At 65.3% G+C, this 13,128-nt stretch carries 14 protein-coding genes; 9 read left to right on the top strand and 5 right to left on the bottom strand.

The genetic code is table 11. The features are described 5' to 3' along the window. Nucleotides 1-20: 20 nt before the first annotated feature. Nucleotides 21-1,493, top strand: coding sequence for an inorganic phosphate transporter (locus tag LZA78_RS09575; RefSeq protein ID WP_233676710.1), 1,473 nt, complete (start codon nucleotides 21-23; stop codon nucleotides 1,491-1,493). Here the strand turns inward: LZA78_RS09575 and pncB are convergent. Together pncB and pncA are read right to left on the bottom strand one after the other, a co-directional pair. Further along, nucleotides 1,490-2,797 (bottom strand): nicotinate phosphoribosyltransferase, encoded by a 1,308-nt coding sequence (gene pncB / locus LZA78_RS09570; RefSeq protein WP_233676709.1) that lies wholly within the window; start codon nucleotides 2,795-2,797, stop codon nucleotides 1,490-1,492. The genes LZA78_RS09575 and pncB overlap by 4 nt on opposite strands. Before the next feature lie 12 nt (nucleotides 2,798-2,809). Next, nucleotides 2,810-3,418 carry a bifunctional nicotinamidase/pyrazinamidase gene (pncA, locus tag LZA78_RS09565; RefSeq protein ID WP_233676708.1) on the bottom strand — a complete coding sequence of 203 codons (609 nt, stop codon included), beginning with the start codon at nucleotides 3,416-3,418 and terminating at the stop codon, nucleotides 2,810-2,812. Nucleotides 3,419-3,501: 83 nt separating this feature from the next. Between pncA and LZA78_RS09560 the strand changes: the two genes are divergently transcribed. From LZA78_RS09560 to LZA78_RS09525, 8 genes are all read left to right on the top strand, one after another. Further along, nucleotides 3,502-4,017, top strand: a complete 516-nt coding sequence (locus LZA78_RS09560; RefSeq protein ID WP_233676707.1) for a hypothetical protein — start codon at nucleotides 3,502-3,504, stop codon at nucleotides 4,015-4,017. A gap of 46 nt (nucleotides 4,018-4,063) precedes the next feature. Further along, entirely contained in the window at nucleotides 4,064-4,984 is a 921-nt protein-coding gene (trhO, locus tag LZA78_RS09555; RefSeq protein ID WP_233676706.1) for an oxygen-dependent tRNA uridine(34) hydroxylase TrhO, read from the top strand. Between the two features lie 289 nt (nucleotides 4,985-5,273). Beyond that, nucleotides 5,274-6,251, top strand: a complete 978-nt coding sequence (gene mbfA, locus LZA78_RS09550) for an iron exporter MbfA (RefSeq protein ID WP_233676705.1) — start codon at nucleotides 5,274-5,276, stop codon at nucleotides 6,249-6,251. Nucleotides 6,252-6,292: 41 nt separating this feature from the next. Beyond that, the gene (locus LZA78_RS09545; RefSeq protein WP_233676704.1) at nucleotides 6,293-7,210 is read left to right on the top strand and encodes an AEC family transporter; all 918 of its coding nucleotides are present in this window, start codon (nucleotides 6,293-6,295) and stop codon (nucleotides 7,208-7,210) included. Nucleotides 7,211-7,218: 8 nt separating this feature from the next. After that, nucleotides 7,219-8,049, top strand: coding sequence for an S-formylglutathione hydrolase (gene fghA / locus LZA78_RS09540; protein WP_233676703.1), 831 nt, complete (start codon nucleotides 7,219-7,221; stop codon nucleotides 8,047-8,049). Further along, nucleotides 8,046-8,501 (top strand): YaiI/YqxD family protein, encoded by a 456-nt coding sequence (locus tag LZA78_RS09535; RefSeq protein WP_438811067.1) that lies wholly within the window; start codon nucleotides 8,046-8,048, stop codon nucleotides 8,499-8,501. The genes fghA and LZA78_RS09535 overlap by 4 nt, the downstream gene beginning before the upstream one ends. Beyond that, nucleotides 8,494-9,111 (top strand): HAD family hydrolase, encoded by a 618-nt coding sequence (locus LZA78_RS09530; protein ID WP_233676702.1) that lies wholly within the window; start codon nucleotides 8,494-8,496, stop codon nucleotides 9,109-9,111. The genes LZA78_RS09535 and LZA78_RS09530 overlap by 8 nt, the downstream gene beginning before the upstream one ends. Then, on the top strand, nucleotides 9,108-10,028 hold the full coding sequence (locus tag LZA78_RS09525) for an ornithine cyclodeaminase family protein (RefSeq protein WP_233676701.1): 921 nt from the start codon (nucleotides 9,108-9,110) through the stop codon (nucleotides 10,026-10,028). The genes LZA78_RS09530 and LZA78_RS09525 overlap by 4 nt, the downstream gene beginning before the upstream one ends. Here LZA78_RS09525 and dxs read toward each other — a convergent pair whose 3' ends face one another. The 3 genes from dxs to LZA78_RS09510 are packed head-to-tail and all read right to left on the bottom strand — an operon-like array spanning nucleotide 10,029 to nucleotide 13,067. Next, a complete protein-coding gene (dxs, locus tag LZA78_RS09520; RefSeq protein ID WP_233676700.1) occupies nucleotides 10,029-11,939 on the bottom strand; it encodes a 1-deoxy-D-xylulose-5-phosphate synthase in 1,911 nt (636 codons plus the stop codon). Nucleotides 11,940-11,952: 13 nt separating this feature from the next. After that, nucleotides 11,953-12,819 (bottom strand): polyprenyl synthetase family protein, encoded by an 867-nt coding sequence (locus tag LZA78_RS09515; protein WP_233676699.1) that lies wholly within the window; start codon nucleotides 12,817-12,819, stop codon nucleotides 11,953-11,955. After that, the gene (locus LZA78_RS09510) at nucleotides 12,819-13,067 is read right to left on the bottom strand and encodes an exodeoxyribonuclease VII small subunit (protein ID WP_233676698.1); all 249 of its coding nucleotides are present in this window, start codon (nucleotides 13,065-13,067) and stop codon (nucleotides 12,819-12,821) included. Before LZA78_RS09510 ends, LZA78_RS09515 begins: the two co-directional genes overlap by 1 nt. Between the last annotated feature and the right edge of the window lie 61 nt (nucleotides 13,068-13,128).

The following is a 13,128-nucleotide window of genomic DNA, read 5'->3' as shown; positions in this document are numbered from 1 at the left end:
ATGACATGTGGGGAGAGGGCATGGCGAAGCCTCCGGTGAACCAGTGGAAAACGCTCGACAAGGATCTGGGCCGTATCGGGCGGCTGGAGGAGGCGACGATGTTCGTCTCGCGGCCGCTTGTGGCGCCGGGGATTGCCTTGGCCTTCATCGTGCTGGCCGGGATCGCGGCTGCAATCTTGATGGGCTCGCAGCCCGGCGCGCTGATCGTGATCGCGGCAGCGGCCATCGGCGCCTATATGGCGCTGAATATCGGTGCCAATGACGTCGCCAATAACATGGGGCCTGCGGTCGGGGCCAATGCGCTGACGCTGGGCGGGGCGCTGATCATCGCGGCTGTCTTTGAAACCGCGGGCGCGCTGATTGCCGGCGGCGATGTGGTCAAGACCGTCTCGACCGGGATTCTAGCGCCCGGCGCTGTGACCGACAGCGCGCATTTCGTCTGGGCGATGATGGCGGCGCTTCTGGCTGCGGCCCTGTGGCTGAACCTGGCGACCGCGCTTGGCGCGCCGGTCTCGACCACGCATTCGATCGTCGGGGGCGTTGTCGGGGCAGGGATCGTCGCGGCGGGCTTCGGTGCGGTGAACTGGGGTGCAATGGGGACGATCGCGCTCAGCTGGGTCGTTTCGCCTGTTCTGGGCGGGGTCATTGCCGCGATTTTCCTGGCCTTCATCAAGGCCTATATCATGTATGCCGATGACAAGATTGCCGCCGCGCGCCGTTGGGTGCCGGTGCTGATCGGCATCATGGCGGGCGCTTTTGCCGCCTATCTTGCGATCAAGGGGCTCAAAAAGGTCATCAGCATTTCGATGGCCCATGCGCTCTTGATCGGGCTTGCTGCGGGTGTGGTCTCCTGGGCGGCCTCGGTCCCGCTGATCCGGCGCCAGTCAGAGGGGTTGGAGAACCGCAAGAAATCGCTCAAGAAGCTATTTTCCTTCCCGCTGGTGGTCTCGGCGGCGCTGCTGTCCTTCGCGCATGGCGCCAATGACGTGGCGAACGCTGTTGGCCCGCTGGCGGCGGTGGTTCATGCAGTCGAGGCCGGGGACATCACCGACAAGGTCGGCATCCCCGTCTGGGTCATGGTCGTCGGCGCGCTTGGCATCTCGGTCGGTCTGATCCTGTTCGGGCCCAAGCTGATCCGTCTGGTCGGGTCCGAGATCACCAAGCTCAACCCGATGCGCGCCTATTGCGTGGCGCTGTCGGCGGCGATCACGGTGATCGTGGCCTCGTGGCTGGGCCTGCCGGTGTCTTCGACCCATATCGCGGTCGGCGCGATCTTCGGCGTGGGCTTCTACCGCGAATGGCACGCCGAGCGCCGGGTGCGCCTGCTGGGCCTGCAAAAGGGCAAGCCGGTCCCGCCCGAGGAACGCTCGCGCCGCCTGCTGGTGCGCCGCTCGCACATGCTGACGGTGGCGGCGGCTTGGATCATCACCGTGCCGGCCTCGGCCGGGCTTTCGGCGTTGCTTTACGTGCTGCTCAACGGGCTTGCCGGTTAAACGACGACCGGCATGGCCTCCTGCTGGCCGACCCCGAAGACGCGCTTGTATCGGGCGATTTCATCCGTTGGCCCAAGCGCCTTCTCGGGGTTGTCCGACAGCTTGACGGTCGGGCGACCCTCGGCGCTGATCGCCTTGCATACGAGGCTGAACGGCGCCAGCCCGTCATCGGGCACGAGGCCGCGGAAGTCGTTGGTCAGCAACGTGCCCCAGCCAAAGCTGACCCGGACGCGGCCGGCGAAATGTTCGTGCAGCTCACGGATCTTTTCGACATCGAGCCCGTCCGAGAAGATCACGAGCTTCTGCGTCGGGTCCTCGCCACGCGACTTCCACCAGGTGATCGCGGTTTCCGCCCCATCGACCGGATCGCCCGAGTCGATGCGGATGCCCGTCCACCCCGCGAGCCAGTCGGGCGCGTGTTCCAGAAAACCCTTGGTGCCGTAAGTGTCGGGCAGGATGATGCGCAGGTTGCCCTCGTGCTCTTCCTGCCAGTCGGCCAGCACCTTGTAGGGCGCCTCGCGCAGCGCCGCGTCGGTTTCGGCCAAGGCGGCATAGACCATGGGCAGTTCATGCGCATTGGTTCCGACGGCCTCAAGGTCGCGGCGCATGGCGATCAGGCAGTTCGAGGTGCCGGTGAACGCGCCACCCTTGGCCGCATCGCCCAAGCCCTCGATCATCGCCTGCACGCACCAGTCCTGCCAAAGAAAGCCGTGCCGCCGCCGGGTGCCGAAATCGGCGATGCGCAGGCCGGGGATGCCCTTGAGCGCCTCGATCTTTTCCCAGACGCGGGCCATGGCGCGGGCATAAAGCACCTGCAACTCGAACCGGCCCATCGCGTTCAGCACCGCGCGCGAGCGTAGCTCCATCAGGATCGCCAGCGCCGGGATTTCCCACAGCATGACCTCGTGCCACTTGCCCTCGAAGGTCAGGTCGTATTGCCCGTCGCGAACCTCTAGGTGGTAGGGCGGCAGCTGGAAGCCCTCGAACCACTCCATGAAATCGGGGCGGAACATCTGGCGCTTGCCGTAGAAGGTGTTGCCGCGCAGCCAGGTGCTTTCGCCGCGCGTCAGCCGCAGCCCGCGCGCGTAGTCCAGCTGCTGGCGCAACTCGCCCTCGTCGATCAACTCGGTCAGACGGATGGATTTGGAGCGGTTATGCAGGCTGAAGGTGACCGTCGTATCCCGTGTATTGCGGAAAATCGACTGGCACATCAGAAGCTTGTAGAAATCGGTGTCGATCAGCGAGCGGACGATCGGGTCGATCTTCCACTTGTGGTTATAGACGCGTGTGGCGATATCGACCATCTGGGGCCTCCCCTATGCATCAAGCGCAACGCCCGCAGCGCGCATAGCGTCACGGGCGGCGGCAAGCGAGCCGTTCAGGTCGATGGCGCGGCAGGCGCCCTCAAGCACCCGCACATTGAACCCCAGTTTGGCCGCGTCGATGGCCGACCAAGCCACGCAGAAATCAAGCGCGAGGCCGACAAAGGTCAGATCGGTGATGCCGCGCTCTCGCAGGTAGCCCGCAAGTCCCGTGGGCGTGGCGTGGTCGTTCTCGAAAAACGCCGAGTAGCTATCGACCTCGGGGCGAAAGCCCTTGCGGATGATAAGATCGGCCGGGTCGATGGCAAGGCGCGGATGGAACGCCGCGCCCTCGCTGCCCCAGACGCAATGCGCGGGCCAGAGGGTTTGCGGGCCATAGGGCATATCGATTGTTTCGAAGGGCGACTTGCCCTCGTGCATGGCGGCGAAGGAGGAATGCTCTTCGGGGTGCCAGTCCTGCGTCAGGATCGTGACGGGGAATTCCTGCATCAGCGCGTTGATACGCGGGATGATCTCATCCCCGCCCGCCACGGCAAGGGCGCCTCCGGGGCAGAAATCGTTCTGCACGTCGATCACGATCAAAGCTTCGGTTTCGCCCGACATTGTTTCCTCTTGCGTCCCAATTCTGCCAGATTCATCCTCTAGCATCGCAGGTAAGTTATTTTGTTCAAGTTACAGGCCGCGCCATGACGACAGAGACCCTCCCGTTCTACCGCCGCCCGCTGGAGCTGTTGGTAGCGATTGCCATGTTCCTGTTCGTGCTGCTGTTTTCCTGGCATGCTGCGTTCTCGGACAACCCGATCATCTCGTATCCGGCGGATGGCGCGGGCGGCATGGGCGCGCGGGCGTTCTTCATGTTCTTTGCTGGCTGCGCGACGGTGTTCCTGATCGTGGGGCTGATCACCCTGGTTCGCACCGCGGGCCGCAAGGAAGAGATCGTGCTTGGTCTCGACACGCTCAGCCTGCCCGGCCCGATGGGGTCGAAGCCCGTGCATATCCCTTATCGCGACATCACGGCGCTCTGGCTGCATCGCCGCCGGGGCCGCAAGATGCTGCGCATCGCCTCGAACGGCCCGATGCGCGAGATCCTGGCCTCGAACCTGTCCGAGCATGTCACGCTTGAGGATCTGCAAGAGCGGCTTGAGGCGCGCATCCGTACGGCGCGGGCCTCGGGCGGGAACGTCTATACCTTCGCCGCCTGAGCCGCCCGGCTTGCCAGCGCCCCCGGTTCGGCGCTAGAGGGGGGCTATGTATACCGTCGCCGCCCTCTATCACTTCACCCGTTTTGAAAACCCCGCCGCTCTGCAAGGGCCGCTGGCCCGGCTGGCCTGCTCGATGGGGGCCAAGGGATCGCTTCTGCTGGCGCGCGAGGGGATCAACGGCACCATCGCGGGCACGCGCGAGGGGGTCGACGCCGTGCTGGCGCATGTGCGCGCCCTGCCGGGCTGTACGACGCTCGAATGGAAGGAAAGCACCGCGCGCGAGATGCCTTTCGGCAAGATGAAGGTGCGTCTCAAGCGCGAGATCGTGACGATGGGCGAGCCCGATGTCGATCCGCGCGCCTCGGTCGGCCATTACGTCGCGCCGCAGGACTGGAACGAGTTGATCTCGGCCCCCGATGTCGTGGTGATCGACACGCGTAACGATTACGAGGTTGAGATCGGCACCTTCAAGGGCGCAATCGACCCCAAGACCCGCAGCTTCCGCGAGTTTCCGCAATGGTGGCAAGAGAACGCCGCGCGTTTCCACAACAAGCGCGTCGCGATGTTCTGCACCGGCGGTATCCGTTGCGAGAAATCGACGAATTACCTGCTGAGCCAAGGCGTTGAGGACGTCTATCACCTCAAGGGCGGCATCTTGCAGTATCTTGAGGATGTGCCGGAAACCGAAAGCCTGTGGGAGGGCGACTGTTTCGTATTCGACGGTCGTGTCAGCCTGCGCCATGGCTTGAAACAGGGCGATTACGACAGCTGTCACGCCTGCCGCCGCCCGGTCTCGGCCGAGGACAAGCTACGCCCGGAATTCGAACAGGGCGTCAGCTGCCATCGCTGCATCGACGAATATTCCGATGCCGACCGCGCGCGGTTCCGCGAGCGCGAGCACCAGATGCAACTGGCCGCCTCGCGGGGCCAGGCGCATCTTGGGGCAACTCACTCCTCGCAGGACTGAGTCGCGATATTGCAGCCCTGCGTCACTTGCTCGCCTTGGCTAGGGAAGCTGAGGCGAGGAAGATCGAAATCATAGGCCGCTGCCGAAGCGGCCGACACAGTCACAAGTGCAAGGCTAAGAAGGATGCGTCTCATCTCGCGTCTCCAAAATGAACGAGTCGGTTCATATTTCTTATATGAACCGATCAGTTTAGTTGCGCAAGTCGATTCTGAACCAAGCAGTTCAATATTGGCGCTTGAAAGCTGTGCGCCATTCTATATTTTGGAATCATTCTAAAAAGGAGTCCGCCATGATCCCCGGCCTCGCCAACCGCCGACGCTTTGCCGATCTGTCCGAGCAGGAGGTTCTGGCGCTTGCGATTTCCTCCGAGGAGGACGATGCGCGCATCTATCGCCAATATGCCGAGCATCTGCGCGACGAATACCCGTCTTCTGCTGCCGTGTTCGAGGGCATGGCCGCCGAGGAGGACCATCACCGCCAGTCCCTGATCGATCGCCACCAGATGCGTTTCGGTGATGTTATTCCGCTGATCCGGCGCGAACATGTCGCGGGTTTCTACGCCCGCAAGCCGATCTGGCTGACCAAGAACCTCCCGCTTGAGACGATCCGCGCCGAGGCCGAGGCGATGGAGCGCGAGGCGGGCAAGTTCTACACGCTCGCCGCGCAGCGGACCTCGGATGCGGCGACGCGCAAGCTGCTTGGCGATCTGGCGGCGGCCGAGATGGGCCATGAGAAGAAAGCGACGCAGCTTGAGGCCAAGCATCTGCCGGAAGAGGCCAAGGAGGAAGAGGACCGGGCCGCGCATCGCCAGTTCATCCTGACCTGGGTTCAGCCGGGCCTTGCGGGGCTGATGGATGGCTCGGTCTCGACGCTGGCGCCGATCTTCGCCACGGCTTTTGCTACGCAGGACACCTGGACAACCTTCCTCGTGGGTCTTGCCGCCTCGGTCGGCGCGGGGATCTCGATGGGCTTTACCGAGGCCGCGCATGACGATGGCGTCATCTCGGGGCGCGGCTCGCCGATCAAGCGGGGCTTTGCCTCGGGGATCATGACGGCGGTGGGCGGGCTTGGCCACGCGCTGCCCTACCTGATCCCGGATTTCTGGACGGCGACCGTGATCGCGATGATCGTCGTCTTCGTCGAGCTTTGGGCCATCGCCTGGATCCAGAACCGCTACATGGAGACGCCCTTCCTGCGCGCTGTGATGCAGGTGGTTCTGGGGGGCGCACTGGTCTTTGCGGCGGGGGCGCTGATCGGGGGCGGCTGAGGGCACTGGCGCAAGCGGAACCCGCGTGTTAGCGCTAGGCCATGCTGGAAATATTTCTTAAGACGCTTCCCTTTTTCGGCCTGATCGGTCTGGGCTGGTTCGCCGGCCGGATCCGCTTCTTCCCCGCCGAGGCAACGGCCTGGCTGACGAAATTCGTCTTCTACTTCGCCCTTTCGGCGATGCTCTTTCGCTTTACCGCGACGCTTAAGCTTGAGGAGCTGTTCGACCCGCAGTTCTTTCTGGCCTACCTGCTGGGCTCGGTGCTGGTCTGGGTGATCGGCTTCGCGGTGGCCAAGGCGCGCAGCCGCCCGCTGAGCGAGGCCGCGATGGAGGCCCATACCGCGATGACCGGCAATACCGGCTTTCTCGGCGTTCCGATGCTGGTCGTGCTGCTCGGGCCGCCCGCTGTCGGGCCGGTTCTGATGGTGCTGGCGATCGACCTGATCGTGTTTTCCTCGATCATCACCATGATCATCACCGTGGCGCGGCATGGCCGTATCGCGGTCGCGCCGCTGGCGCTTGGGCTGGTTAAGAACCCAATGATCGTGTCGATGGCGGCGGGGCTGATCTGGGCGGGGCTGCATATTCCGATGCCCGCGCCCTTGCAGGATTTCGTCTCGATCCTCGGTGCGGCGGCCACGCCCGGCGCGCTTTTCGCCATCGGTGCCTCGCTTGCCGACCGCTCGGCCGAGCGGGTCGCGCCGGCGATCTGGCTGTCGTCGGCCAAGCTCTTCCTGCACCCGCTGGCGGTGGGCGTCGCCGCGCTGGCGGTGTTCGACGTGGAGCCCTATGCCGCAGGCGTCATGATCTCTGCCGCGGCCTTGCCGGTGGCGGGAAATGTCTACATTCTGGCCGCGCATTACGGTGTCGCGCCGCAGCGCGTCTCGACCTCGATCCTGATCTCGACAGCGATCAGCATTCTGACCATCCCGGGCGTCATCGCCTGGGTCACACAATAGGAAAACCCATGCACACGGTATCGGAAAACAAGTGTTTCGGCGGTATGCAGGGGGTCTATACCCACCATTCCGAGGCCACCGGCTGCGAGATGACCTTTGGCCTCTTCCTGCCCGAAGAGGCCGCGCAGGGGCCGGTTCCGCTGCTGTGGTATCTGTCGGGCCTGACCTGCACGCATGAGAACGCGATGGTGAAGGCTGGGGCGCAGAAATGGGCGGCCGAGCATGGCATCGCGCTGTGCTTCCCCGACACCTCGCCGCGCGGCGCGCATGTGGCCAATGACGATGCCTACGATCTGGGGCAGGGCGCGGGGTTCTACGTCAACGCGACTCAAGAGCCCTGGGCGCCGCATTTCCGCATGTGGGACTATATCGCCGATGAGCTGCCGCGCATCGTCACCGCCGCCTTCGACATTGACGAGGATCGTCAGTCGATCACCGGGCACTCGATGGGTGGGCATGGTGCGCTGACGCTGGCGATGCTCTTGCCGGGGCGGTTCCGCTCGGTCTCGGCATTCGCGCCGATCGCGCAGCCCTCGCAATCGGACTGGGGGCGCAAGCAGCTGACGGCCTATCTGGGCGCGGATGAGAACAACTGGCTCGATCATGACGCCACCCACCTGATGACCCGAGTGGGCTTTGATGGCGAAGTGCTGATCGACCAGGGTAGTGACGATCAGTTCCTTGACCTCTTGCGCCCCGAGGCGCTGGCCGCCGCGATGGCCGCGCGTCGCCAGCCGGGCGTGTTCCGCATGCAGGCGGGCTACGATCACAGCTACTTCTTCGTTTCGACCTTCATGCCCGACCACATCGCCTTCAATGCCGAGGCGCTCTGGCGGTGATCTGGGTCGATGCCGATGCCTGCCCGGTGAAGGCCGAGATCGAGCGCGTGGCGACGCGTCTTGGCCATCCGGCGTCCTTCGTGTCGAACGGCGGGTTGCGCCCCTCGGCCAATCCGCTGATCCAGATGGTCTATGTGGCCGAAGGGCCGGACGTGGCCGACATGCATATCGCCGAACGCGCCGGTCGCGGCGACGTGGTTGTGACCAACGATATCCCGCTGGCCGCGAAATGCGTCGCGGCGGGTGCGCGTGTCTTGCGCCCCGATGGCGAGGCGCTGACCCCCGCCAATATCGGCAATGTTCTGGCGACGCGCGATCTGATGGCCGATCTGCGCGCCGCCGATCCGTTCCGGCAGGGTGGGGGGCGTGCGTTCTCCAAGGCCGATCGGTCGCGCTTTCTTGACGCGCTCGACCGGACCGTGCGTGCAGCGATGAGGGACGCGAATGGTTGACGCGGTGATCTTCGATATCGGCAACGTGCTGATCGAATGGCAGCCCGAGCGGTATTACGACCAGATCATGCCGCGTGAGGACCGCGAGGCGATGTTCGCCGAGGTCGATCTGCACGGGATGAACGATATCATCGACCGGGGCGGCCCGTTCCGCGAGACGATCTACGACTGGGCCGAGCGTTATCCGCGCTGGCGCGACAAGATCCGGCTTTGGCATGATGACTGGATCCAGATGGCCGCGCCGGTGATCCCGCGCTCTCTGCGGCTGATGCAGGCCTTGCAGGCGCGCGGCGTTCCGGTCTTTTCGCTGACGAATTTCGGCATCGGCTCGTTCGATTATGCCTGCACGCATTACCCGTTTTTGCGCGATTTCGACCGGCCCTTCATCTCGGGGCATATGGGCGTCATCAAACCCGAGGCGCGGATCTACGAGATGCTCGAGCAGACAGCAAACCTGTCGGGCGCGCAGCTTCTGTTCACCGACGACCGGGCCGAAAATATCGCGGCGGCACATCTGCGCGGCTGGAAGACGCATCTCTTTGAGGGGCCGGCCGGCTGGGCTGCGCGCCTTGTGGCCGAGGGGCTTTTGACTGACGCGGAGGCACAATGAGCATCGACATCATCGGGCCGGAGGCCGAAGGGCTGCTCGACTGGATCACCCTGACCGAGGCCTTCGAGGCCGGTCACCGTCTGCCGCGCGCCGAGGTGGCCGATACCTTCCTTTATCGCGGCGAGGACACGCTGCTGACCCGCTCGGCTTGGATCTCGGGGTTGGGGATCGCGGTCAAATGCGCCACGATCATGCCGGGCAACCCAGAGGCGGGCCTGCCCATGGTCAATGGCGCGGTGAACCTGCTCAGCGATGAAACGGGGATGCTTGAGGCCATCGTCGATTTCCAGCTGGTCACCAAGTGGAAGACGGCGGGCGACAGCCTTCTGGCGGCGCGCCGCCTTGCCCGCCCCGACGCGCGCGAGATCCTGATCTGCGGCGCGGGCCATGTGGCCGCCTCGATGATCGAGGCCTATCGCGCGGCCTTCCCGCAGGCGCGGTTCACGATCTGGAACCGCACCCATCTGACCGCCGAGGCGCTGGCCGCCCGCACCGGTGCGCGCGCCGAGGCCGATCTGGCAACCGCTGTGCGCGGGGCCGAGATCATCGCCTGCACGACCATGGCCTCGCAGCCCTATATCCGCGGCGAATGGCTGCGTCCGGGAACCCACCTTGACCTGATCGGCGCCTATCGGCCCGACATGCGCGAGGTTGATGACGAGACCCTGCGCCGCGCCCGCATCTTCTGCGACAGCCGCGCGACCACGATCAAGCATATCGGCGAGTTCAAAGACCCGCTCGCGCGCGGCGTGATCTCGGAGGCCGACCTCGTCGCCGATTACTACGACATTCACGCAGGCACCTTCGCGCGTCGGTCGGACGACGAAATTACGCTGTGCAAGAACGGCGGCGGCGCGCATCTCGACCTGATCTGCGCGCAATATATCCTGCAAACCTGGCGGGTCAGCCGGGCCTGATCAGGCCCGCTTCGCCACCGCCACGCCCAGGAGTTCAAGCACCTTCGCCTCGATATCCGAGGCGTTCATGCGGGCCGAGGCATACATATCCTCGGGCGAGGCATGGTCGATGAACGTGTCGGGCAGCACCATCGAGCGGAACTTGTAGCCCCGGTCGAACACGCCCTGATCCGACAGGAACTGCGCGACATGGCTGCCAAAGCCACCTACCGCGCCCTCTTCGATGCAGATCAGCGCCTCATGCTCGGCCACCAGCCGCAGGATCAGGTCGGTGTCGAGCGGCTTGGCAAAGCGCGCGTCCGCCACGGTCGGTGCAAGCCCACGCGCGGCCAGCGCCTCGCGCGCCTTCAACACCTCGGCCAGGCGGGTGCCGAAGCTCAGGATCGCGACCCGCGCGCCCTCGGCCACGATCCGGCCCTTGCCGATTTCGAGCGGCTGGCCGCGCTCGGGCATCTCGACGCCCATGCCCTCGCCGCGCGGATAGCGGAAGGCGATGGGGCCTTCGTCATGCGCGGCGGCGGTGGCGACCATATGGACCAGTTCGGCCTCGTCAGCGGCGGCCATGACGACCATACCGGGCAGGTTGGCCATGAAGCCGATGTCGTAGCTGCCCGCGTGGGTCGCGCCATCGGCACCCACCAGACCGGCGCGGTCGATGGCGAAGCGCACCGGCAGGCGCTGGATCGCCACGTCATGCACGATCTGGTCGTAGCCGCGTTGCAGGAAGGTCGAGTAAATCGCGCAGAAGGGGCGCATCCCAGCTGCCGCAAGCCCGGCCGAGAAGGTCACAGCGTGCTGCTCTGCGATGCCTACATCGAAGGTGCGGCGCGGGAAGCGGTCGGCGAACAGGTTCAGCCCGGTGCCGTCAGGCATGGCCGCAGTGATCGCCACGATTTTCTCGTCGCTCTCGGCCTCGCGCACGAGGCTTTCGGCGAAGACCTTGGTGTAGGAGGGCGCGTTCGAGGGTGCCTTGACCTGCGCCCCGGTGATCACGTCGAACTTGGCGGTCGCGTGGCCCCGGTCGGCGCGGCTTTCGGCAGGGGCATAGCCCTTGCCCTTCTTGGTCAGCGCATGGATCAGCACCGGCCCCGTCGCGCGTGCTTTCAGCGTGCGCAGCAGCGGGAGCAGCGCGTCCAGATCGTGGCCGTCAACCGGGCCGACATAGGTAAAGCCAAGCTCTTCGAACAAAGTGCCGCCCACGGCCATGCCCTTGAGCATCTCCTTGGCGCGGCGCGCGCCTTCCTGGAAGGGCTCGGGCAGCAGGCTCACGGCGCCCTTGGCGACGGATTTGAGATCCTGCATCGGGCCTTCGGAGTAAAGCCGGGTGAGGTAGCTCGACAGTGCGCCGACCGGGGGCGCGATCGACATCTCATTGTCGTTCAGTACGACAAAGACGCGCTTACCCAGGTGTCCCGCGTGGTTCATCGCCTCGAAGGCCATCCCGCCTGACATCGCCCCGTCGCCGATCACGGCGATGGCGTCACCCGTCTCGGCCCCCAGCTCGCGCGCCATGGCAAAGCCCACTGCCGCCGAGATCGAGGTGGAGCTATGCCCCGCGCCGAACGGGTCGTAAGGGCTTTCCGAGCGCTTGGTAAAGCCCGACAGACCGTCCTTGGTGCGCAGGGTGCGGATGCGGTCGCGCCGCCCGGTCAGGATCTTGTGCGGATAGCACTGGTGACCCACGTCCCAGATGATCTTGTCGCGCGGCGCGTCGAAAACCGCGTGCAGCGCCACGGTCAGCTCGATCACACCAAGCCCCGCGCCCAGATGCCCGCCGGTGACCGAGACGGCCGAGATTGTCTCGGCACGCAACTCGTCCGACAGACGGTGCAGCTCGCGGTCGGTCAGTGCCTTGAGGTCCGAGGGCAGACGCACGCGGTCAAGGATCGGGGTAGGCGGGGTCTGGCTCATTGGCGTTCCAGTGTCATTTGTCGCGCGAGATAACGAAACGCGCGGCGTCCCGCAAGTTTTGCGCCTTTGCGCCATAGGGGGCAAGCGCGGTCTCGGCCTCGTCAATCAGGGCGGCGGCGCGGGATTTCGCGCCCTCGAGCCCCAGATGCGAGACAAAGGTGGCCTTGCCGGCCTGCGCATCCTTGCCGACTTGCTTGCCCACAAGCGCGGCATCGCCCTCGACATCCAAGATGTCGTCGGCGATCTGGAAGGCAAGGCCAAGCGCGCGGGCATAGGCGGCCAGCGGCGCAGGGTCGGCGCCCGCCAGGATCGCGCCCGCCTCGGCGGCGAATGAGATCAGCGCACCGGTTTTGCCCGCTTGCAGGCGGGTGATTTCATCAAGCGTCAGCGGCGCCGCAGCCGTTTCGGCGGCGATATCAAGCGCCTGACCATAAACCATCCCCGCCGCGCCCGAGGCTTGCGCAAGGGCTGTCACAAGGGCCACGCGCCGCTCGGCTGGGCCAAGGGTCGGGTCGCAGCACAGCTCGAAAGCCAGCGTTTGCAGCGCGTCTCCGGCCAGAACGGCGGTGGCCTCATCCCACTTCACATGGACGGTGGGCTGGCCCCGGCGCAGATCGTCGTCATCCATGCAGGGCATGTCGTCATGCACAAGCGAATAGGCATGCAGCGCCTCGACCGCGGCGGCGGCGGGCAGGGCCTGCGCCTGCGAAATACCAAAGAGCGCCGCGGATTCGAGCACAAGGAACGCCCGCAACCGCTTGCCGCCCTGCGCGGCATAGCCGATCGCATCGCGCAGATCTCCCGCGGGCAGGCGCGCGACGGCCTGATCCAGCGCGTGCTGAACCGCGATCTGCACTTCGCTCAGACGCTCGGGAAACATCAAAGACCTTCGACCGGAACCGTTCCGGCGGGCTTGCCGCCCTCGCCCAGTGTGATCTTCTCGACCCGCTCCTCGGCGGCTTTCAGCAGTTCGGCGCAGCGCGCCTTCAGGGCGGCGCCGCATTCATAAAGCGCGATGGACTGATCGAGCGGCACCTCGCCGCGCTCAAGCTGGTTCACCACCTGCTCCAGCGCCTTCATCGCCTCCTCGAAGCTCATCGCCGCGATCTCGGTCTGAGTGTCGGTCATTCGCCTGCTCCCCTGCCATTCGGAAACCCGGCGCCCAAGGCGCCCTGACCCTCCAAACCAC

It is taken from the genome of Rhodobacter flavimaris (genome assembly GCF_021378075.1).
Classification (GTDB): Bacteria; Pseudomonadota; Alphaproteobacteria; order Rhodobacterales; family Rhodobacteraceae; genus Rhodobacter; species Rhodobacter flavimaris.
This window is presented reverse-complemented; position numbering and strand designations above follow the sequence as displayed.